The organism is Halomonas sp. LES1 (genome assembly GCF_031846005.1).
Lineage (GTDB): Bacteria > Pseudomonadota > Gammaproteobacteria > Pseudomonadales > Halomonadaceae > Halomonas.
Genome location: NZ_JAVRGC010000009.1, coordinates 116,246 through 136,775, shown reverse-complemented (window position 1 = coordinate 136,775; position 20,530 = coordinate 116,246). Strand labels below are relative to the sequence as shown.

Genomic DNA, 20,530 nt, shown 5'->3' with positions numbered 1-20,530 from the left:
GGTGAGAATCCGAATCGATGCTGGAGGAGGCCCGAATTATGCCGGTCATGTTGCCCAGGCTGACCCTGCCCCTGCTGCTGAGCGGCCTGACCCTCGGCGCTTGGGCCCAGGCAGCCGAGACCCTGATAGAAGGGCTGGAGAGCGATCATCACACGCTGCGCCTGGAGCGCGTCGCGACCGGGCTCGAACACCCCTGGTCGCTGGCCTTTCTACCCGACGGCGAGCTGCTGGTCAGTGAGCGTCCGGGGCGACTGGCACGCATCGACCAGGCGGGGCGGATGACCCGTCTGGAGGGTGTCCCCGAGGTGAGCACTCGCGGCCAGGGTGGCCTGCTCGATCTCGCCCTGCACCCGCGCTTCGGCGATGGTGAGCACGACTGGCTCTACTTCACCTGGAGCCAGCCCGGCAGCGGTGGCAGCGCCACCACTCTCTCCCGGGCGCGGCTGGGCGACGACTCCCTGAGCCATCTCGAGACGCTTTTCGAGCAGGACCGTTTCTCCGCCCCCGGGCGCCACTATGGCTCGCGGCTCGCCTGGCTGCCCGACGGGACGCTGTTGATGAGTATCGGTGACCGCGGCCGCGAGCCACCCCGCGCCCAGGATGGCGGCGATCATGCCGGCAGTGTGCTGCGCCTGACCGACACCGGCGGCGTACCGCCCGATAACCCCTTCGTCGACGACGCCGCGGTGCTCGACGAGCTCTTCACGATGGGCAACCGCAACCCCCAGGGTCTCACCGTCGCAAAGGATGGCACCCCCTGGTCCACCGAACACGGTCCGCGTACCGGCGACGAGCTCAACCGCCTGGTTGGCGGCGACAACTATGGTTGGCCGGTGGTCAGCCGCGGCAACGACTACGGTACCAATCAGCCCATCGGACGTGACAGCGCACCGGGCATGCGTGATCCGGTGCATGTCTTCGACGGACGCTTCGCCCCCTCGGGGCTGGCCGAGGTCAGCGGCGACACCTTCTCCGCCTGGCAGGGTCACTTCCTGGCCGGCGGCCTGGCCAGTGAGCGCCTGGTCCGCCTGGCCCTGGAAGGGGATGAGGTGGTGGAGCACGAAGTCCTGCTGGAGGGCGAGATCGGACGCATCCGCGACGTCCGTCAGGGACCCGACGGCACCATCTATCTGCTCGAGGACGCCACGAATGGCGCACTCTACCGGCTGACGCCGGCCGACCCGTAGCCTCGAGCCGCCTTATCCCGACTCGGCAACATTGCCATAGCGGTTAGCCTGACGAACGTCCGCCAGGCACTGCCCACGCCTTTAAAAGGGGAGGTTACAGGCTGGCGTGAGTCGGCTTGGCATGGAGGGGAGGGTCAAAGGGCATCGCCCGGGAAAGCTCCCGGGCGATGCAAGATGCGGAGGGGTTGCTGGGCGATCAGCCGAGCCAGACGCGGGCGTTGCGGAACAGCCGCTGCCAGGCACCGTCCTGGGTCCACTCGGCGGGACGCCAGGAGTTGGTCACCGCACGCACCACCCGCTCCGGATGGGGCATCATGATGGTGACCCGGCCGTCCGGGGTGGTCAGCCCGGTGACGCCGGAGGGCGAGCCGTTGGGGTTGGCCGGGTAGCGAGTGGTGACCTGGCCGTAGTTGTCCACGTAGCGCAGGGCCACCGCACCGCTGCCCTGCAGCTTGCGCAGGTGGGCGCTGTCACGGAACTCGGCGCGCCCTTCACCGTGGGCCACGGCGATGGGCAGTCGCGACCCTTCCATGCTGGCCAGCAGGATCGAGGGGCTCTGCTCCACCTGGACCATGGCCACGCGGGCCTCGAACTGCTCAGACTCGTTGCGCACGAACCGCGGCCAGGTCTCGGCCCCGGGAATCAGCTCCTTGAGCTGGGCAAGCATCTGACAGCCGTTGCACACCCCCAGCGAGAAGCTATCCTCGCGCTGGAAGAAGGCCGCGAACTGGTCGCGGGCACGCTCGTTGAACAGCACCGACTTGGCCCAGCCACCGCCGGCACCCAGCACGTCGCCGTAGGAGAAGCCACCACAGGCCACCAGGCCCTTGAACTCATCCAGCGACACCCTGCCCGCCAGGATATCGCTCATATGCACGTCCACCGACTCGAAGCCGGCACGGTCGAAGGCCCAGGCCATCTCCACCTGGCCGTTGACCCCCTGCTCGCGCAGCACCGCCATCGCCGGCCGCGCCAGGTTGAGCCCGGGTGCTTGGAGATAGGGAGCCGCGATATCCTCGTCGACATCGAAGGTGGGGGTGGCTGAGAGCCCCGGGTCGCGGTCGTCGAGCAGGCCGTCGAACTCGCTCTTGGCACACTCGGGGTTGTCGCGCAGCGCCTGCAGGCGATAGCTGGTCTCGGCCCAGGTGCGCTGGGTCCGCAGCCGCGTGGTCTCGAGCAGCGGCTCCTCGAACAGGGTCACCCGCACCTGGTCGTCGTAGCGCGGCCGCGCGATGACGCCACAGGTCTCGAGCCCCGCCGCGGCAAGCTGGGCCAGCACCTCCTCGGTGTGCTCACGGCTCACCTGGATCACCGCGCCCAGCTCCTCGGCGAACAGCGCGTTGAAGGCCTCCACCGGCTCGTCCACCAGCCAGTCGAGCTTGATCTCGAGGCCGGCATGGGCCGCGAAGGCCATCTCCAGCAGGGTCACCAGCAGGCCGCCGTCGCTGCGGTCGTGGTAGGCGAGCAGCTTGCCCTCGGCGTTGAGCCCCTGGATCACCGCGAAGAACGCCTTGAGGTCCTCCGGGTCGTCCAGATCGGGGCACTCATCCCCCACCTGGCCGTAGACCTGGGCCAGCGCGGAGCCGCCCAGGCGATTGCGACCTCCGCCCAGGTCGATCAGGATCAGGTCGGACTCGTCCTGCTCCAGATTGATCTGGGGCGTCAGGGTGCGCATGGCATCCGTGACCGGAGCGAAGCCGGTGACCACCAGCGACAGCGGCGAGGTCACACTCTTCTCCTCGGCCTCGCCCTGGCCTTCATCAGAGCCGCCCTCCTCCTGCCAGGCGGTGCGCATGGACATGGAGTCCTTGCCCACCGGCACGGCGATGCCCAGGGCCGGGCAGAGCTCCATCCCCACGGCATGCACGGCATCGTACAGCGCCTGGTTCTCGCCGGGATGATCGGCGGCACTCATCCAGTTGGCGGAGAGCTTGATGTCGGAGAGCTTCTCGATGGGCGCGGCGGCCAGGTTGGTGATCGCCTCGGCCACCGCCAGGCGAGCACTGGCGGCCGGGTCGATCAGTGCCACCGGCGGACGCTCGCCCATGGCCATGGCCTCGCCGGCATGGGTGTCGAAGCTCGCCGTGGTCACCGCCACATCGGCCACCGGCACCTGCCAGGGCCCGACCATCTGGTCGCGGGCTACCTGGCCGGTGATCGAACGGTCACCGATGGTGATCAGGAAGCTCTTGGAGGCCACGGTGGGCAGGCGCAGGACACGATCCATGGCCTCGCGCAGATCGAGGTTGTCGAGCATCACGCCCGACAGCTCGTGGCTCTGGCGCTGGAAGTCACGGGTCATCTTCGGCGGCTTGCCGAACAGCACGCTCATCGGCAGATCGACGGGGCGGGTCTCGAAGTGGCCGTCCCGCACCGTCAGGTGATGGGCCTCGGTGGCCTCGCCGACCACGGCGTAGGGGCAGCGCTCACGGGCACACAGGGCCTCGAAGGTCGCGAGATCCTCCGGCGCCACGGCCAGCACATAACGCTCCTGGGCCTCGTTGCACCAGATCTCCAGCGGGCTCATGCCCGGCTCGGCGTTGGGTACCGCGCGCAGGTCGAACAGCCCGCCGCGCTCGCCATCCTTGACCAGCTCCGGCAGCGCATTGGAGAGACCGCCGGCGCCCACGTCATGGATAAAGCACATCGGGTTGTTCTCGCCCAGCGCCCAGCAGCGGTCGATCACCTCCTGGGCCCGGCGCTCCATCTCGGGATTACCGCGCTGCACGGAGGCGAAGTCCAGGTCGGCGCTGGAGGCACCGGACGCCATGGAGGAGGCCGCTCCGCCGCCCAGGCCGATCAGCATCGCCGGGCCGCCCATCACGATCAGCTTGCCGCCTACCGGGATCTCGCCCTTCTGCACGTGGCCATCGCGGACATTGCCGTAGCCGCCGGCGATCATGATCGGCTTGTGGAAGCCGCGGCGCTCGATGCCATTGGCCCCCATCGCTTCCTGCTCGTAGGTACGGAAGTAGCCGGTGAGGTTCGGTCGACCGAACTCGTTGTTGAAGGCCGCACCGCCGATGGGACCCTCGAGCATGATCTCGAGCGCCGAGACGATACGCTCGGGCTTGCCATAGTCGAACGCCTCCCAGGGCTGCACGAACTCGGGGATGCGCAGGTTGGAGACGGTGAAGCCGCTGAGACCTGCCTTGGGCTTGCCGCCGATGCCGGTGGCCCCCTCGTCACGGATCTCGCCACCGGCGCCGGTGGCCGCTCCGGGGTGCGGGGCGATGGCCGTCGGGTGGTTGTGGGTCTCCACCTTCATCAGGATCTGGATCGGCTCTTTATGGCCGGCGTAGGAGGCACGCTCCCCTTCACGACCGGTCAGCGGGGCCGGGAAGAAGCGCGGCGCCTCGCTACCGCGGATCACCGCGGCGTTATCGCTGTAGGCGGAGAGGATGTCGTCCGGCGAGGCCTGATAGGTGTTCTTGATCATCTTGAACAGCGAGTGCGTCTGCGCCTCACCGTCGATCACCCAGTCGGCATTGAATATCTTGTGACGACAGTGCTCGGAGTTGGCCTGGGCGAACATCATCAGCTCGACATCCGTGGGGTTGCGCCCCAGTTCGCGGAATGCCTCGACCAGGTAGTCGATCTCGTCATCCGCCAGGGCCAGGCCGAGCTCGGCGTTGGCGGTCACCAGTGCCTCGCGCCCGCCCTCGAGAAGGTCGACGCTACCCAGGGGTGCCGGCGCATGGTGAGCGAAAAGCTGCGCCGCATCGCTGGGGTCCGCCAACACCGTCTCGGTCATGCGGTCATGCAGGATGGCGGTGATCTTCTCGAAGGCCTTCTCGGAGAGCATGCCCTTGAGCTTGACCCGGTAGGCGATGCCGCGCTCGATGCGATTCACCTGGGACAGGCCGCAACTATGAGCGATATCGGTGGCCTTGGTGGACCAGGGCGACTGGGTGCCGATGCGCGGCACCACCAGGAAGAGCTGGCCCTCGCCGGCATCACTCTGGGGCTCGGCCCCGTAATCGAGCAACTGCTCCAGCACGGACAGGGCCTTGCCGGAAAGCTCGCCCGCATGGTCGACGAAGTGCACATACTCCGCACCCAGCGAGGCAACGTCACCCACGTCATCACGCAGGGCGGCCAGCAGCTTGGCATGACGGAAGGCGGAGAGGGCGGGGGCGCCGCGCAGTTCGAGCATATCCAGGAGCCTCTGAGAATCTTTACGATCGGGGGGGCCGCGGCCTGCGGCACAGAGCGCACATGATACTGGAAAGCCAGTGACGGAAGAAATCCGGGTGAGAACATGGCGGACAGGCGGATGACAGCCGTTGCGGGGCTGGGTATCGTGAAGGGCCTCATTCCAGCCCGTCACCGCATGCCCCTGATCCCGAGCGCCCCCCTGAGGCACACCGCCATCGCCCTGCTGGCGATTGTCCTGAGCCTGTTCCCCGAGCCGCCGCGCTCGACCAGACAGGACCAGCTCGAGACGATCCTCGCCCGGGAACTGCTCAGCGTGCAGACCCGCAACACCCCCACCACCTACTACGAGGGGCGCGAGGGACCCACCGGCTTCGAGTACGAACTGGCACGCCGCTTCGCCGGGCAGCTGGGTGTCAGCCTGACCATTCGTGCCGATCACCATATCGAAAGCGCCCTCGAGGCGGTGCGCCAGGAGGGCGACATGGCGGCGGCGGCCCTGCCCCTGGAGCCCGACCTGCCTGGGGTGGTCTTCAGCCGTCCGATCATCGAGCTGCAACCGGTCGTCGTCTATCGCCGAGGGCTTCCCCCGCTGGAGACACCCGACGACCTGCCCGGCCTGGCCCTGGGCGCCATCGGCGGTGCAGGCACCGACCGTGTCCTGAACGAGCTGCAGGCTATCTATCCGGACCTGAGCTGGGAGGCCTCCTCCGAGGTGGAGGTCGCCGAGCTGCTCGGCCAGGTGGAGGATGGCGAGCTCGACGCGGCGGTGCTCTTCGACCATCAGTTTCGCCTCAACCGGCTCTTCTTCCCCGACGTGGAGCGCGGCTTCCTGCTCGGCGACCCGCTCTCCATGGCCTGGGCCTTCCCGACCGAGGACAGCCTAGCGCTGGTCGAGGCCGCCAACCGCTTCCTTTCCGGTCTGCACGAGAGCGGCGAGCTAGCGGCCCTGGTGACCCGCTACTTCGGCCATGACGACTTCCTGGAGTACGTCGGCACGCGCACCTTCCTCAACCATGTCGAGGCACGCCTACCCAAGTATACCGAGCTGTTCCGCGAGGCCGCGCGAGCCTCGGACTTCGACTGGAAGCTGCTGGCCGCCGTGGGCTACCAGGAGTCGCACTGGGACCCCCAGGCCACCTCCCCCACCGGCGTGCGCGGCTTGATGATGCTGACCAACGCCACCGCCGGCGACCTGGGGGTCAGCAACCGTCTCGATCCCGCCCAGAGCATCCATGGCGGGGCCCGCTACCTGCGCCAGCTGCATGACCGTCTGCCCGACTCGATTCAGGGAGACAACCGCCTCTACATGGCCATGGCGGCTTATAACGTCGGGCTGGGGCACCTCTACGATGCCCGCCGAATCACCGAGCAGCGCGGCGGTGACCCGGACCTCTGGGCCGATGTCCGCGCGTCGCTGCCGCTGCTGCAGCAGCGTGAGTGGCACAGCCAGACGAAGTACGGCTATGCCCGGGGCGGCGAGCCGGTGATCTATGTCCGCAACATCCGCCGCTATCACGAGATTCTCAGCTACGTGGAGCGCAGCCGACGCGAATTCCCGCAGCTCAACGCCCGCACCGCAGGCCCCACCCCCACTGCCCCGTAAGGTCTACGAGGGGCGACGTGTGGCGAAGAACTCCTTGAGCAGGCGCGATGCCCGCGATGCCAGCACGCCCCCCTCCACCGCCACTCGGTGGTTGAACCAGGGCTGGGCAAACAGATTGGCTTTCGACTCCACCATGCCGCTGCGCGGCTCGGGGGCGGCATAGACCAGGCGCGCGATGCGGGCATGGATGATCGCCCCGGTGCACATCAGGCAGGGCTCCAGGGTCACGTAGAGGGTACAGCCATCGAGGCGGTAATTGCCGAGTCGCGCGCCGGCCTCACGCAGCGCTCGGATCTCGGCATGGGCGCTGGGGTCGTGCCCGCGCACCGGCGCGTTGTAGCCGACGCCGAGGATCTCACCGGCGGCATCCACCACCACCGCCCCGACCGGCACCTCGCCCGCGGCGAGCCCTAGCCGGGCCTGGTCCAGGGCCCGGTGCATATAGAATTCATCACTGCGCACTGCCCAGAACTCCCGTAGACTGAATGGCTGGCAGACGATCGTATGATACCGATGGCCTTCCTGCACGCCATCATCCGGAGGAGACCGATGAAGCCCGACGCCCTGAACGACCTGGTGGACCTGCTTGGCCTGGAGCCCCTGGAAGAGAACCTGTTCCGCGGCCGCAGCCAGGACCTCGGGCTGCCCCAGCTGTTCGGTGGCCAGGTGCTCGGCCAGGCGCTCTCGGCGGCCACACAGACTGTCGCCGCGGCTCGCCGCCCCCACTCCCTGCACGGCTACTTCCTGCGCCCCGGGGACCCGCACCGTCCGGTGGTCTATCAAGTCGAGGCGGTGCGCGATGGCGGCAGCTTCGCGACGCGCCGGATCACCGCCATTCAGAAGGGGCGCCCCATCTTCTTCTGCAGTGCCTCCTTCCACGATGCAGAGCAGGGTTTCACCCACCAGGCGGCGATGCCGACGGTCTCATCACCGGAGCGCCTGATCGAGGAGGGTGCCGAGCTGGCTCGCTTCGACAACCACCCCATCGAGTTCCTGCTCGACAGCGAGGAGTGTCAGCCCGGCCAGCCGGCCCGCAAGCGCGTCTGGTTCCGGCTGGTGGGCGACCTTCCCGACGACCCCGCAACGCACCGTGGCCTGCTGACCTACAGCTCCGACTTCAATCTGCTGACCACCGCCCTGGTGCCCCACGGTATCGGCTTCCGTGACCCCAAGCTGCAGATCGCCAGCCTCGACCACGCCCTCTGGTTCCACCAGGAGGTCAGGGTCGACGACTGGCTGCTCTACGACATGGACAGCCCCTGGGCCGGTCAGGCACGGGGCTTCGCCCGTGGCAGCATCTACGACCGCGATGGCCGGCTGGTCGCCTCCAGCGCCCAGGAAGGCCTGACCCGATTACACGACAAGCCCCGGGACTAGTCGGTAAAACCTCCCGGCGCTACCATGACGGTCAGGCCGCAATAGCTCAGCTGGTAGAGCAACGCACTCGTAATGCGTAGGTCGGAGGTTCGACTCCTCTTTGCGGCACCAAACAAATCAGCAAGTTGCACGCAATTTTCCAGCACCGCTAAAGCTGCGCCGTACTGTTTGGCACAACGATGGAACACTGGGAATCAGGAGAGGGGGCACCACACCCGCGGACGCTTCAACCAGCGGCGGACACGGGCAACCACTCGATCGGCTGTGGGCGGCTGAACAGATAGCCTTGGAAGCGTGTGCACCCATGGTTGATTAACCAGTCACGCTGCGCCTCGGTTTCGACCCCCTCGGCGATCACATCCAGCTCCAGGCTGCGTGCCAGGGAGATGACGCTGGTCACGATGGCCGCCGAGGCCTGGTCCTCCAGCAGGTCACGCACGAAGCTCTGATCGATCTTGAGCTGTGCCAGCGGCAGGCGCTTGAGATAGGAGAGCGAGGAGTAGCCGGTGCCGAAGTCATCCAGCGAGAAGGTCACGCCACGCTCGCTCAGGCGCAGCATCTTGGCCCGGGCATCATCACGCTCCTCCATGAACAGGCTCTCGGTGACCTCAAGCTTGAGACGCTTGGCCGGCGCCCGGGTGGCATCGAGAATCGCCAGTACCTGCTCGACGAAGTCGCCCTCGCGAAACTGTACGGGGCTCACGTTCACCGCCATGACCAGATGCTGCCGCTCAGTATCGGCGGCCCACACGGCCAGCTGACGGCAGGCGCTCTCCAGTGCCCAGCCGCCGATCGCCAGGATCACGCGGCTCTCTTCGGCCAGGGGAATGAACTCGCCCGGAGAAACGACACCCCGCCCGGGGTGCTGCCAGCGCAACAGGGCCTCCACACCACACATCTCGCCGGCGGCCGTCACCTGGGGCTGATAATAGAGTTGAAGCTCCCCTCGTGGCAGCGCCTGACGCAGATCGGACTCGAGTCGAGCCCGCACCTGCAGGCGCTCCTGAATATCCGGATCGAAGAAGCTGAGGGTATCCCGACCCGCTGCCTTGGCCTGGAACAGCGCCGTATCTGCCTGCTGGAGGATCCCATCGAGGTTGACCGCATGCTCATGGAACAGTGTGACTCCCAGGCTACCGGTAACCACCAGCGGCTCACCATCGAGCATCTGTGGCGCCTGCAGGGCGGACAGCAGCTTTAGCGCGACCTCTTCGGCGCTCTTCGCGGCCTCCTCGGGGCATTCGCCGAGATCATGCAGCAGCAGCGCGAACTCATCGCCACCCAACCGGGCCAGGGTATCGGTTTCACGAGTCACCGAACTCAAGCGCTCGGCGACCTGGCGCAGCCTCTGATCCCCTCTTCGGTGGCCCTCGGTGTCATTCACCCGCTTGAAGTTATCGAGATCCAGATAGATCAGCGCCCCAAAGCGATCACCACGCTTGCTGTCACGCAGCAGGCCCTGCAGGCGGTCCATCAGCAGGCGTCGATTGGGCAGCCCCGTCAGCGGGTCGAAGAACGCCAGCTGGTGGATCTCTCTCTCGGCGGCCTTGCGCTCGGTGAGGTCACTCAGGGTCGCCACATAGTGGGTCAACTCATTCTGGGCATTGCGCACCGCGCCGATGGTCAGCCACTCGGGGAAGACCTCGCCATCGCGTCGGCGATTCCAGATCTCACCCTGCCAGCTGTCACGGCGCGTAATGCTGTCCCACATCTGCGCATAGAAGGCCTCATCATGCAGCCCGGAGCTGAGCAGGCTCGGAGTCCGGCCCAACACCTCCTCCTCCGAGTAACCGGTAATGCGGGTGAAGGTATCGTTGGCGCGCAGGATGACGCCCTCGGCATCGGTGATCAGCATGCCCAGGTGTGTCTCGAAGGCAGCGGCGGCGATTCTCAGCTGTGCCTCATGCTGACGTAATCCCCCTTCCAGCCGCAGCCGATTGAGATAGTGGCGCAGCAGCAGCCCGCCCAGCCCGGCCGCCATCGCAACGATCGAAAGGTAGAGCCATAGTCGCTGAACCCAGCCCGCCAGCGCCACCGACACCTCCTCGCCAACCACCGTCACGAAGGGCAGATCACCGATCCGCCTCGCATCGAAGAAGCGCTCCTCGTCATCCAGGGCCGAGCGGAGGCGATAGCTGCCCCGCTGGGTTCCGCTCTCGAGAAAGGTCTCGATCAACGCCCCATGCACCGTCTTGCCGAGCATGCCTTGGGAACCGCCCTCCTCGAAGGCGGGAAACCGGGCGACCAGCTGCTGCTCGGTATCGACGATGGCAGTGCTCTGCCCCACTGCCATGCTCATCGATGCCAGGCCGTGGTAGAAGACCTCGGGCTTCAGCTCGACGCTGACGACTCCACCATCGGCCAGGCCTCTAGCATGCACCACTCGGTACCCACGATCCGCGGGTGACCAGAAAAGCGGGGTAACGGCCTGCTCGCCGGGCGCTAACGTCAGCAGCCGATGGTAATAGGGAAGCCCCCCCAGGGGGCGGCCCGGCGGGTAGTCGCCTCGGGAGGAGGCCAGGACTCGCCCCTGGGCACCCAGCACGCTGATCCTGTCAAGGAGCCCCAGGTCGGCATCCAGGACACCAAGCCAATGTGCCAGCGCCGCTGGGGTATCGTCCTCGGCACCCGCCTCACCCTCCAGATGCGCCGATACGCTGGCCAGCACCACCTCGCTGGCGGAGAAGATACTGGACACCCACTCCGCCACCAGATCGGCCCTGGCGGAATTACGCTCCTCGGCGGCCTGGGTATCGCGCCGATACTGCTCGAGGGCAAAGGCACCGATCACCGCCAACAGCAGCAGCATGCCTCCCACATAGACGATGATGGCACGGCGCCTGTCGCGCTGGATGTGAAGTTCGCTATCGAATGGCGCAAGGCCTGGGGAGTGGGGCATGCTGGTGGCAGTCTTAGCTGAGTCATCAGTTGAATTCTGGCCGTAGGTTAGCAGCTATCCAGGTGTATTCGGGCAGTTTCCGCACCACCCTATCCCCCGCACCTCTCGCCCCGCTGCCATCGCCAGTAGGAGTCCCCATGGAAGAGGCCACCCGCCATTTTCTCGACGCCAACCGACTTCTGCTCCGCCTGGCCGTGGTCCTGCTGCTGGGCGCGCTGATCGGCATCACCCTGGCCGCTGCCACCAGCAATCTGGTCAAGGCCTGGCTGCTGTGGCCGGTAACGTAAAAAGGCGACGCCCGTCACGGCGGTGACGGGCGTCGGTCGAGTCGAACGGTATCTGGCGAGTGCAGGGCTCAGTCGCGTACGGCACTCAGTAGAGGTGCACCGCCTCGAAGCGGGCCAGTGCCTCGCCCTCGGCATCGGCGAGGGTCAGCATTTCCCCCTCCACCTGCCAGGTATCGACGCTGCCCAGGGCATCGAGGAAGGCACGCTCTAGCGCCATCACCTCTCCGGGGCAGGCCATCATGGTGGTGGCCACCTGCGCGAAACTCAGCCGATCCCCCACGAGCTCATACTGCCCCATCATGCGGTTGCACCCGGTGGAGCCGGCCAGGCGGTTATCCTCGGCATGCAGCACCAGATGCGCCTCCCGCGCCTCATCGATGGCAACCGCTTCACGATCACCCACCGTTTCCAGCTTCCAGTAGGTGTTCTCCAGGGACTCATCGCCGGGACCATCGGAGGTGGCACCGAAGCCGGCACAGCCGGCCAGCGTCACGGTACCCAACAGCAGGGCCGGAAGAGAGAGTCTGCGGATCATCGTGGTCACTCCATTGCCATTATCGGTGACCATATCAGACACATCTGAACCATAAAGTTCCATCCCGCGGCATATGGCTTATCGGTCCTTCAGCGGCTCCAGCGCAATACGGCGAGGAACGCCATCGAAGTCGCCAGTCACCAGCTCGGTCGCACGAGCCTCGAGATAGCTGCCGACACCCGGGACCTCGACGAGAGACTGCAACTCGCCCAGAGACTCGATGAGCGCGGGCGTCAGGCGATCGAGCACCGGCCGCACCTCCTCGGCAAGATCCGGTGGATTATCGAAGGGCTCCCGCCCCTCCTTCAACCAGCGCTGATGCAACCGACGCTGCACCTCCTTGCTGGCCTCGAACTGTGCCTGAAAAAAGTCTCTTGCGAAGCTCTCATCGACCCCGGCCTCAGCCGAGCGGCCGGTGACTCGATCGAGGATCGCAGCTTCGCGCTCAGGTGCCTCGATGTCGGCGCCACTGTTCCACTTGGAACGTGCTACCTGGGGAGCGACCTCGAGCCGCTCGTCGACTAGCACAAGCATCCGGTCGATGGCCGCCTGGTTCTCCTTCGATGGGGAAGGTGGCGTCGACTGGCAACCTGCCAGCAGCCCCAACAAGAGCGCAGTAGCGACCAACCAGCGGACCGGAAGATGTTTCATCGAATACTGCATGCCAACGACTCCTTTCGTTTGTAGATGGGGCATAGCAAAGCATGTCCCGAGGACTTCGTCACGCCTCCTGCCGACGCATGATCATTTACCCGCTTGAGGGCCGCCAATCGCACACCTTTCAGGGCGATATCAATCTCCAACCTCCCTCAGCCGCCAGTCATTATCGGTAATCGCCACGCCGCCCTGCGGGGTGACGCGCACCGTATCGCTGATGCCCACGCCCCACTCCCCCGGTCGGCGCAGGCAGAGCGGCAGATGAAAGACCATGTCGGCGGCGAACTCGCGCCGCTGACCACGGGCGATATAGCCGGTCCCCTCTACCCAGCTGGGCGGGAACTGGGCGCCCACGGCATAGCCGAATACCCCCGAGAAGAAGAGCCGGTCGGCATGGGGGGCGAGTACCGTCTCGGCGGCCCTGGCGGCATCGTCGAAGGTGTGCCCCGGGCGCATCTCGGCGACCAGGCTCTCGAAGAGCGCCCGACATAGATCACGCAGCGCCTGCATCTCGGCGCTGGCCCGCCCGGCCACGGCGGTGCGCATCATCGGCGCGGTATAGCGCTGGAAGGCCGAGCCGAACTCCAGAAACACCGGGGCGTCCCGCTCGATCACGTTGCGCTTGTGGTTGACGTGGATGACGCTGATGCGCCGGCCACTGGTGACGATGGGCTGCAGGCTCATGAACTCGCTGCCGGCCGCCAGCAGCGCCCGGCTACCCTCCGCCGCCACCTCGCTGTCGGTCACCCCCGGCGCGATCACCGCCTCGGCGGCGGCCAGCCCCGCCGCGGTGATCCTGGCGCTCTCGCGCAGGCAGTCGAGCTCCGCCGGCGTCTTGACGAGGCGAATGACATCGAGCAGCGCGCCGCCGTCATCGCGGAAACACTCGGCTCCCAGCCGCGCCTGCAGCTCACGGATGACCCCCAGACGCAGGCCGGCACCATAGAGATCCAGGCCGATGGCGCGATACGCCGCCAGTGTCTCGGCCAGCGGTGCGATCACCTCATCGATGCCCTCCCAGCGGTAGCCGAGGATCTCGTCCACCGCGGCGGTGACCACCGCGGGCCCGGTCTCGATGGAGGGCACCTGCAGCACCAGCCGCTCGGCGCCGACCACCAGTGCGGTGTGCACCGAGACCTCGAAGGTGTGATAGCCGGTGAGGTAGAAGATATCCGCCGGATCGGTCAGCAGCAGGGCGTCGAGGCCGGCCGACGACATCGCGTCGCGCACCCGGGCCAGGCGGGCAGTGAACTCGGCAGGGGCAAACGGCAGCTCGCTGCCGCCCAGGGCGCCGGCCAGGGCGTGACGATAGGCGTGATGGTCCATGCAGCCTCCGGAACCGGATGATGATTCCCGGAGTGTAGTGTGACGGGCGGCATTCAGGACGGAAAAATAGCCCTGTTCGCGTCCCGCCCGGTCTCGTAGAATCCTCTCCCATGTTGAACTCGACAGGACAGTGATATGGGCAGGGCCTTCCAGAACCGCAAGGAATCCATGGCCAAGACGGCCGCCGCCAAGACCAAGGTCTACAGCAAGTACGGTCGCGAGATCTACGTGTGTGCCAAGCAGGGCGGCACCGACCCGGCCGGCAACCTCAGCCTGCGCGGCCTGATCGAGCGCGCCAAGAAGGACCAGGTCCCCTCCCATGTCATCGACAAGGCGCTGGACAAGGCCAACGGCGTGGGCGGCGAAGACTTCTCCCCGGCGCGCTACGAGGGCTTCGGGCCGGGCAACTGCATGGTCATCGTCGATTGCCTGACCGACAACCCCAACCGCACCTTCGGCGAGGTGCGCACCTGCTTCAACAAGACCAAGTGCAAGCTGGGCACGCCGGGCAGCGTCAGCCACATGTTCGACCACTGCGCCATCCTGGCCTTCCCGGGCAGCGACGAGGAGGCGGTGCTGGAGGCGCTGATGGAGGCCGATGTCGACGTCACCGACATCGAGAACGAGGAGGGGCAGATCACCGTCTTCGCGCCCCATACCGAGTACGCCAAGACCAAGCAGGCACTGCTCGACGCCTTCGGCGAGATCGACTTCGAGGTCGACGAGATCCAGTTCGTGCCCCAGACCACCACGCCGCTGGAGGGGGACGACGTGGCCACGTTCGAGAAGCTACTCGACGCCCTGAATGACTGCGACGACGTGCAGAACGTCTTCCACAGCGCCGAACTGCCCCAGGAGTAAGTCGGGCGAAGGCTAACCCGGGTGAAGAGTAATCGGGCGAAGAGTACGTCAGCCCGGGAGCAAGCCGGCGTGTCTCAGCGCTTGCGCTGGGACTCCTGCCACTCCGCGGCGGCTTCCTCCACGCCGGGCTCGTCGCCGCGGTTGAGCGCCGCCTGGCGGCTGGCCTCCTCCTCGCGCACATCATCGATCACCGTCATCAGCTCGTCGACATCGACGGGAGCGGTGTCATGCACGAAGCGGCCGGTCAGCTGGCTCTCCGGGTGGAGCTCCCCGGCCTCGTACAGCGCCCAGATCTCCTTGCCGTAGTCCGTGGCCAGCAGCTCCGGCGCGAAGCGGCCGAAATAGCGGCGCATATTGTCCACGTCACGCTCGAACATCCACTCGGCGCTGTTGTTGCCGGCGGCATCCACCGCCTGGGGCAGGTCGATGATCACCGGTCCGTCGCTGGCCAGCAGCACATTGAACTCGGACAGGTCGCCGTGCACCAGCCCGGCACACAGCATCTTCACCACGTCCCGGATGATCTTGGCGTAGGACTCGCGGGCCTGCTCGGCGCTCAGGGTCACATCGTCCAGGCGCGGTGCGGTGAAGCCCTCGGCATCGCCGATCATCTCCATCAGCAGCACCCCATCGATAAAGCCGTAGGGCCTGGGCACCCGCACGTCCGCCGCGGCCAGCCGGTAGAGGGCGTCGACCTCGGCATTGAGCCAGGCCTGCTCCTGCTCCTTCTGGCCATAACGGGTCTTCTTGGCCATCGCCCGCGAGCGGCGACTGTTGCGCCCGCGGCGCCCCTCCTGGTACTGCACGGCCTGCTTGAAGCTGCGCTGCTTCGCCTCCTTGAAGACCTTGGCGCAGCGCCGTTCCCCGTGGGAACGCACCACATAGACCTGGGCCTCCTTGCCGCTCATCAGCTGACTCTCGACCGCATCGATCAGGCCGTCATCCACCAGCGGCTGCAGGCGCTTGGGTATCTTCATCTGTTGTTCCTGGTAGTGCTAAAACGAATCACCGAACCGGCTAGCTGAACCGGCTTGCCGAAGCGAGCGGCCGAGCCGCCATCAACGGCTGATGCGCCGGGCGCGAAAGCTGCGCCCCTTGATCCTGCCGTTGGCCAGCCGCTCGAGAGCCTGGTCGGCCACCTCGCGGCGCACCGCCACATAGGCACTGTTGGCCAGCACCTTGATCTTGCCCACCTGGTCACCGGCCAGCCCCGCCTCGCCGGTCAGGGCGCCAAGGATATCCCCCGGACGCACCTTCTGCTTCTTGCCGCCGCTGATCTGCAGGGTCGTCATGGGCGGCACCAGCGGCTCGCGGGAGAGCACCGAGCGCGGCGGCAGGCTGGCCTCCTCGAGGGTCTCGCCGAGAAAGTCGGTGAGGCGTTCCAGGCGGTAGCCCTCGCCCTGTCCGACCAGGGTGCAGGCGATCCCCGCGCTGCCGGCCCGGCCGGTGCGACCCACGCGGTGCACATGCACCTCCAGGTCCCGGGCGATATGGTAGTTGAACACCGCATCCAGCTCGGCGATATCGAGCCCGCGGGCCGCCACATCGGTGGCCACCATGATCGAGGCGCTGCGATTGGCGAACAGCACCAGCAGTCGGTCGCGGTCGGGCTGCTCCAGGTCACCATGCAGCGCCAGCGCCCCGAAGCCCGCCGCGTTGAGCGCCTGGGCCACCTCATCGGTCTCGCGCTTGGTATTGCAGAACACCACGCTTGAGGCGGGGCGAAAATGCAGCAGCAGCCGACACAGCCCCTCCAGGCGCGCCTCGTCGCCATCGGCGACCCGGTAGACCCGCTCGTGGATGCTGCTGGCGTCGTGGGTCTCGGCGACCTCGACCCTCAGCGGCTGGCGCAGCATCGCCTCGGCCACGGGACGCACCGCATCCGAGAAGGTGGCGCTGAACAGCAGCGTCTGGCGGCTGGCCGGCGTCTCGGCGACGATCGTCTCCAGGCTCGCCTGGAAGCCCATGTCGAGCATGCGATCGGCTTCATCCAGCACCAGGGCCTCGAGCCCTTCCAGCCCGAGCGAGCCCTTGCGCAGATGCTCCTCCACCCGGCCCGGTGTGCCCACCACGATATGGGCACCATGCTCCAGGGAGGCGAGCTGCGGGCCGAAGGGCGCACCGCCGCACAGGGTCAGTATCTTGACGTTGGGCAGGCTGCGCGCCAGCCGTCGCAGCTCGACGGCCACCTGGTCGGCCAGCTCACGGGTCGGGCAGAGCACCAGCCCCTGCACCCGGAAGCTGGTCAGCGTCAGCCGCGAGAGCAGCCCGAGGCCGAAGGCGGCGGTCTTGCCGGAGCCGGTCTTCGCCTGGGCGATCACGTCGCGCCCGGCCAGGATCGGCGGCAGGCTCTCCGCCTGAATCGGCGTCATGGCGGTAAAGCCCAGCGAGGCGAGATTGTCGAGCAGCTCCGGCGCCAGCGGCAGCGCGGCGAAGGAGGCGTCGGAAGGGGTATCAGACAAGGGAGTATCCTGCAGAAAGAGGCGACCCATAACGGACGATAAGCCGGGTCGTAAACGAGCAATGGCACGGGCCGGCGGCAGGCGCCATTTGCCAGATAGAGAGGAGTTGAATGACGACAGGATAACAGAAAGACCGCCCCGACACTGCTTGAGCTCTTGATCGACGCATAGCTATCGCAGTTTTCGGTATCAAGGGGCGCTGGGGGCAAGCCGATGAGGAGGTCCGAGGACCAGGGACGGCCGAGGTAGCGTACAGGGAGGTATTTACAGCGCCTCCTCGTAAGGCTTGTCGCCAGATCAGCCCCGGGCTACCAAGCCGCCAGGCTTGTCTGGGAAAGCCTTGTTTGATCGACGCTGACAGACTGCGACAAGACGCACCATTACTACCCAGCCAAACCTCTCCCGCGATATGCCATAGTGAATGGCACCTACCGATACGCGAGATCGTGAAAGCCACAGACAAAAGCCACAGACAACAGAAGGAACGCACGATGGAGCAACGCGACGTCGATATCGCCATCATCGGTGCCGGCACCGCCGGCCTGAGCGCCTGGCATACCGCCAGCAAGCACAGCGAGAGCGTGGTGCTGATCGAGGGCGGCGCGCATGGCACCACCTGCGCCCGGGTGGGCTGCATGCCCTCCAAGCTACTGATCGCCGCCGCCGAAGCCGCCCACCAGGCCCGCACCGCCGCAGGCTTCGGCATCCGGGTGGGCGGTGTCGAGGTGGACGGTCAGGCGGTGATGGCCCGGGTCAAGCAGCAGCGTGACCGCTTCGTCGGGGGTGTGCTCGACTCGCTGCAGCGCATCCCGGAGGCCAACCGCCTGCAGGGCCATGCCCGCTTCGAGGACCCGCACACCCTGCTTGTGGGCGAGCACACCCGAGTCCAGGCCCGAACCATCATCATCGCCACCGGCTCGCGCGCGACCTGGCCGTCGATGTTCGATGCCGCCGGCGACCGGCTGGTCACCAACGAGGATATCTTCGAATGGCGTGGGCTGCCGGAGTCGGTTGCGGTATTCGGCCCCGGCGTGATCGGCCTGGAGCTGGGCCAGGCGCTCCATCGCCTTGGCGTGCGCCTGCGCATGTTCGGCGTGAGCGGCTCCCTGGGCCCCTTTAGGGATGACAGGGTCCGCGATACCGCCGATGCCACCTTCAACGAGGAGTTCTACGTCGACCCCGGCGCCAGGGTGGAGAAGATCGAACGCGACGGCGACGCCGTGGTGATCACCTTTATCGAGCGCGAGAGCGGCGAGACCCTCACCGAGCGCTTCGACTATCTGCTGGCCGCCACCGGTCGGCGCCCCAACGTCGACTGCCTCGATCTGGAGAACGCGGGCCTCGCCCTCGACGACCAGGGCGTGCCGCACTTCAACCGCTTCACCCTGCAATGCCAGAACGCCGACGCCAGCTTTGGCCATATATTTATCGCCGGCGACGCCAACCAAGAGCTGCCGCTGCTCCACGAGGCCAACGGCGAGGGACGCATCGCCGGTGACAATGCCGGGCGCTTCCCCGAGCTGCGCGCCGGGCGGCGCAACGTGCCACTGGCCATCGTGTTCACCGACCCGCAGATGGCCACCGTGGGCGAGGGATACGCGGAACTCGAGAAACGCCTGGGTGGCCGTGATCAGGTGGCGGTGGGCGAAGCCTCCTTCGACAATCAAGGGCGCGCCGTGGTGCTACGACGCAACCGCGGCCTGATGCGGCTCTATGCCGAGCACGGCTCCAGCCAGTTTCTCGGCGCCGAGCTGTTCGGTCCCCAGATGGAGCATATCGCGCACCTGCTGGCCTGGGCGCTGGAGCAGAAGCTTGGCGTCGCCGAGATGATCGCCATGCCCTGGTACCACCCGGTGCTTGAGGAGGGGCTGCGAAGCGCCCTGCGCGACCTCAACGCCAACCTGCAGCTCGGCCCGGCGGTCATCGACCGCTGCATGGAGTGTGGACCGGGCGACTGACCTCCTCACTCCCCTGCACAGGGCACGAGCCATGGACGGCCATTCACAAGTAGCAGGTCGCAGGCAACACGCCGCAGAGCAGGAAGGCCCGGGTATCGACCCGGGCCTTGCATTGCCGTTCGCCCCGGCCTGGCCGGCTTGACCCGGGCTCAGCCCAGCGCGGCGCGCAGCTTCTCGGCGGCCGCCGCCAGATCGGCCGAGTCGGCCATGGGCAGGTTCTCCACCTGGATGTCGCTCATCTCATCCAGCGGCGTCAGATGGATATGCACATGGGGCACCTCCAGGCCGACGATCAGCATGCCCACCCGCTCGCAGGGGAAGGCCTTCTTGATCGCCTTGGCCAGGTGCCGCGAGACCGTCATCAGGTGCTGGTAGAGCGGCTCGGGCAGGTCATCCCAGTGGTCGACCTCCTCCCGGGGAATCACCAGCACATGGCCGGGCTTCATCGGCTGGATGGTCATGATGACCACACACTGGTCATCCTCGTGAACGAAGTGTCCCGGGATCTCGCCCTGCATGATGCGGGTAAAGATGCTGGCCATGCTGCTCTCCTGACGATGACGATAAACGATGCTTGTGATTCAGTAGCGGTGCGGCAGACAACCCACGGGGCGAGTCACGACTAACGTCGCTTACCGCGACACCGGCGATCCAGTATGCTGGACGAGGCAGTACCGCACGACCAAGGAGCAGAATACACGATCGATCCCGCAATCCAAGCCAGCACGGAGGTTCACATGAAGGTCTATAAACCTGAGTGGCGGTGCACGTTTAGCGTAAACGAAGGCGTGGATGAAGCAGCCGGCTGGAAGGCACGCATCGCCTGGCGCCTGCGCGATGTCGCCGACCGGCTCGAAGGTGGCGGTAGAACGTTGAAGGTCGACTGCGATGTGGTCCCGGCGGTGAGCCGGGAGGAAGTGGATACCTGCCTGGGCAAGGGCTTCGCTGTGACCCAGGGCCTACTCACCCAGCTCGCCCACCAGGCGGCCTGCGAGGACGTAATGCGTGATGCCAAGGCAGAACTGTTCGAAGAGGAGAACGCCTCGCGACACTGAGGCCTGCGCGACTCCTTCACACCCCGGGCACCGCTCGGGGTGTTTTCGTTTCAGGTGGACAGAGTTATCGCAGTTACCGATAGCGTAATAGTGAAAGGCGCCGGGGGCAGGCCGGAGAGGGGGTCCGAGGACCAGGGATGGCCGAGGTAGCCTACAAGGAAGTAC

General features: G+C 66.6%; 16 protein-coding genes and 1 tRNA gene. 8 read left to right on the top strand and 9 right to left on the bottom strand.

Going from position 1 to position 20,530, the window contains the following annotated elements:
• Positions 1 to 38: 38 nt before the first annotated feature.
• Complete coding sequence (locus RM463_RS16335) at positions 39 to 1,187, top strand: PQQ-dependent sugar dehydrogenase (RefSeq protein WP_311430627.1); 1,149 nt, start codon at positions 39 to 41, stop codon at positions 1,185 to 1,187.
• Positions 1,188 to 1,383: 196 nt separating this feature from the next.
• On the opposite strand, the gene purL is transcribed toward RM463_RS16335, so the two are convergent.
• Positions 1,384 to 5,343, bottom strand: coding sequence for a phosphoribosylformylglycinamidine synthase (purL, locus tag RM463_RS16330; protein WP_311430626.1), 3,960 nt, complete (start codon positions 5,341 to 5,343; stop codon positions 1,384 to 1,386).
• A 177-nt stretch (positions 5,344 to 5,520) separates the two neighbouring features.
• On the opposite strand from purL, the gene mltF reads away from it, so the two are divergent.
• Positions 5,521 to 6,948 (top strand): membrane-bound lytic murein transglycosylase MltF, encoded by a 1,428-nt coding sequence (gene mltF, locus RM463_RS16325; RefSeq protein WP_409228920.1) that lies wholly within the window; start codon positions 5,521 to 5,523, stop codon positions 6,946 to 6,948.
• A gap of 3 nt (positions 6,949 to 6,951) precedes the next feature.
• Here the strand turns inward: mltF and tadA are convergent, their stop codons facing one another.
• A complete protein-coding gene (gene tadA / locus RM463_RS16320; RefSeq protein WP_311430624.1) occupies positions 6,952 to 7,410 on the bottom strand; it encodes a tRNA adenosine(34) deaminase TadA in 459 nt (152 codons plus the stop codon).
• 87 nt (positions 7,411 to 7,497) lie between these two features.
• Here tadA and RM463_RS16315 point away from each other — a divergent pair, with 87 nt between their 5' ends.
• Together RM463_RS16315 and RM463_RS16310 are read left to right on the top strand one after the other, a co-directional pair.
• Positions 7,498 to 8,325, top strand: coding sequence for an acyl-CoA thioesterase II (locus RM463_RS16315; protein ID WP_311430623.1), 828 nt, complete (start codon positions 7,498 to 7,500; stop codon positions 8,323 to 8,325).
• Between the two features lie 35 nt (positions 8,326 to 8,360).
• Positions 8,361 to 8,436: transfer RNA gene (locus RM463_RS16310), tRNA-Thr, on the top strand.
• A gap of 115 nt (positions 8,437 to 8,551) precedes the next feature.
• Here RM463_RS16310 and RM463_RS16305 read toward each other — a convergent pair.
• Positions 8,552 to 11,224 carry an EAL domain-containing protein gene (locus RM463_RS16305; RefSeq protein WP_311430622.1) on the bottom strand — a complete coding sequence of 891 codons (2,673 nt, stop codon included), beginning with the start codon at positions 11,222 to 11,224 and terminating at the stop codon, positions 8,552 to 8,554.
• A gap of 137 nt (positions 11,225 to 11,361) precedes the next feature.
• Between RM463_RS16305 and RM463_RS16300 the strand changes: the two genes are divergently transcribed.
• On the top strand, positions 11,362 to 11,511 hold the full coding sequence (locus RM463_RS16300) for a hypothetical protein (protein ID WP_311430621.1): 150 nt from the start codon (positions 11,362 to 11,364) through the stop codon (positions 11,509 to 11,511).
• An 85-nt stretch (positions 11,512 to 11,596) separates the two neighbouring features.
• Here the strand turns inward: RM463_RS16300 and RM463_RS16295 are convergent, their stop codons facing one another.
• From RM463_RS16295 to RM463_RS16285, 3 genes are all read right to left on the bottom strand, one after another.
• Positions 11,597 to 12,046, bottom strand: a complete 450-nt coding sequence (locus RM463_RS16295) for an META domain-containing protein (protein WP_311430620.1) — start codon at positions 12,044 to 12,046, stop codon at positions 11,597 to 11,599.
• Positions 12,047 to 12,124: 78 nt separating this feature from the next.
• Entirely contained in the window at positions 12,125 to 12,709 is a 585-nt protein-coding gene (gene aroQ / locus RM463_RS16290; protein WP_311430619.1) for a gamma subclass chorismate mutase AroQ, read from the bottom strand.
• A 129-nt stretch (positions 12,710 to 12,838) separates the two neighbouring features.
• The gene (locus RM463_RS16285) at positions 12,839 to 14,029 is read right to left on the bottom strand and encodes a Xaa-Pro peptidase family protein (protein WP_311430618.1); all 1,191 of its coding nucleotides are present in this window, start codon (positions 14,027 to 14,029) and stop codon (positions 12,839 to 12,841) included.
• A gap of 135 nt (positions 14,030 to 14,164) precedes the next feature.
• Between RM463_RS16285 and RM463_RS16280 the strand changes: the two genes are divergently transcribed.
• Positions 14,165 to 14,890 (top strand): YebC/PmpR family DNA-binding transcriptional regulator, encoded by a 726-nt coding sequence (locus tag RM463_RS16280; RefSeq protein WP_311430617.1) that lies wholly within the window; start codon positions 14,165 to 14,167, stop codon positions 14,888 to 14,890.
• 74 nt (positions 14,891 to 14,964) lie between these two features.
• Here RM463_RS16280 and RM463_RS16275 read toward each other — a convergent pair whose 3' ends face one another.
• Positions 14,965 to 15,867, bottom strand: a complete 903-nt coding sequence (locus tag RM463_RS16275; RefSeq protein ID WP_311430616.1) for a PA4780 family RIO1-like protein kinase — start codon at positions 15,865 to 15,867, stop codon at positions 14,965 to 14,967.
• 81 nt (positions 15,868 to 15,948) lie between these two features.
• On the bottom strand, positions 15,949 to 17,382 hold the full coding sequence (gene dbpA, locus RM463_RS16270; RefSeq protein WP_311430615.1) for an ATP-dependent RNA helicase DbpA: 1,434 nt from the start codon (positions 17,380 to 17,382) through the stop codon (positions 15,949 to 15,951).
• Between the two features lie 461 nt (positions 17,383 to 17,843).
• Here dbpA and RM463_RS16265 point away from each other — a divergent pair, with 461 nt between their 5' ends.
• Entirely contained in the window at positions 17,844 to 19,310 is a 1,467-nt protein-coding gene (locus RM463_RS16265) for a dihydrolipoyl dehydrogenase (RefSeq protein WP_311430614.1), read from the top strand.
• 149 nt (positions 19,311 to 19,459) lie between these two features.
• On the opposite strand, the gene RM463_RS16260 is transcribed toward RM463_RS16265, so the two are convergent.
• Positions 19,460 to 19,852 (bottom strand): HIT family protein, encoded by a 393-nt coding sequence (locus tag RM463_RS16260; protein WP_195689256.1) that lies wholly within the window; start codon positions 19,850 to 19,852, stop codon positions 19,460 to 19,462.
• 195 nt (positions 19,853 to 20,047) lie between these two features.
• Here RM463_RS16260 and RM463_RS16255 point away from each other — a divergent pair, with 195 nt between their 5' ends.
• A complete protein-coding gene (locus RM463_RS16255; RefSeq protein ID WP_132045174.1) occupies positions 20,048 to 20,365 on the top strand; it encodes a hypothetical protein in 318 nt (105 codons plus the stop codon).
• Positions 20,366 to 20,530 lie beyond the last annotated feature (165 nt).

Excerpts from the sequence above, each read along its gene's own strand:
- RM463_RS16335 (WP_311430627.1), top strand. The coding sequence starts at position 39 with ATGCCGGTCATGTTGCCCAGGCTGACCCTGCCCCTGCTGCTGAGCGGC.
- purL (WP_311430626.1), bottom strand. The coding sequence starts at position 5,343 with ATGCTCGAACTGCGCGGCGCCCCCGCCCTCTCCGCCTTCCGTCATGCC.
- mltF (WP_409228920.1), top strand. The coding sequence starts at position 5,521 with ATGCCCCTGATCCCGAGCGCCCCCCTGAGGCACACCGCCATCGCCCTG.
- RM463_RS16315 (WP_311430623.1), top strand. The coding sequence starts at position 7,498 with ATGAAGCCCGACGCCCTGAACGACCTGGTGGACCTGCTTGGCCTGGAG.
- RM463_RS16305 (WP_311430622.1), bottom strand. The coding sequence starts at position 11,224 with ATGCCCCACTCCCCAGGCCTTGCGCCATTCGATAGCGAACTTCACATC.
- RM463_RS16300 (WP_311430621.1), top strand. The coding sequence starts at position 11,362 with ATGGAAGAGGCCACCCGCCATTTTCTCGACGCCAACCGACTTCTGCTC.
- RM463_RS16295 (WP_311430620.1), bottom strand. The coding sequence starts at position 12,046 with ATGATCCGCAGACTCTCTCTTCCGGCCCTGCTGTTGGGTACCGTGACG.
- aroQ (WP_311430619.1), bottom strand. The coding sequence starts at position 12,709 with ATGCAGTATTCGATGAAACATCTTCCGGTCCGCTGGTTGGTCGCTACT.
- RM463_RS16285 (WP_311430618.1), bottom strand. The coding sequence starts at position 14,029 with ATGGACCATCACGCCTATCGTCACGCCCTGGCCGGCGCCCTGGGCGGC.
- RM463_RS16280 (WP_311430617.1), top strand. The coding sequence starts at position 14,165 with ATGGGCAGGGCCTTCCAGAACCGCAAGGAATCCATGGCCAAGACGGCC.
- RM463_RS16275 (WP_311430616.1), bottom strand. The coding sequence starts at position 15,867 with ATGAAGATACCCAAGCGCCTGCAGCCGCTGGTGGATGACGGCCTGATC.
- dbpA (WP_311430615.1), bottom strand. The coding sequence starts at position 17,382 with ATGGGTCGCCTCTTTCTGCAGGATACTCCCTTGTCTGATACCCCTTCC.
- RM463_RS16265 (WP_311430614.1), top strand. The coding sequence starts at position 17,844 with ATGGAGCAACGCGACGTCGATATCGCCATCATCGGTGCCGGCACCGCC.
- RM463_RS16260 (WP_195689256.1), bottom strand. The coding sequence starts at position 19,852 with ATGGCCAGCATCTTTACCCGCATCATGCAGGGCGAGATCCCGGGACAC.
- RM463_RS16255 (WP_132045174.1), top strand. The coding sequence starts at position 20,048 with ATGAAGGTCTATAAACCTGAGTGGCGGTGCACGTTTAGCGTAAACGAA.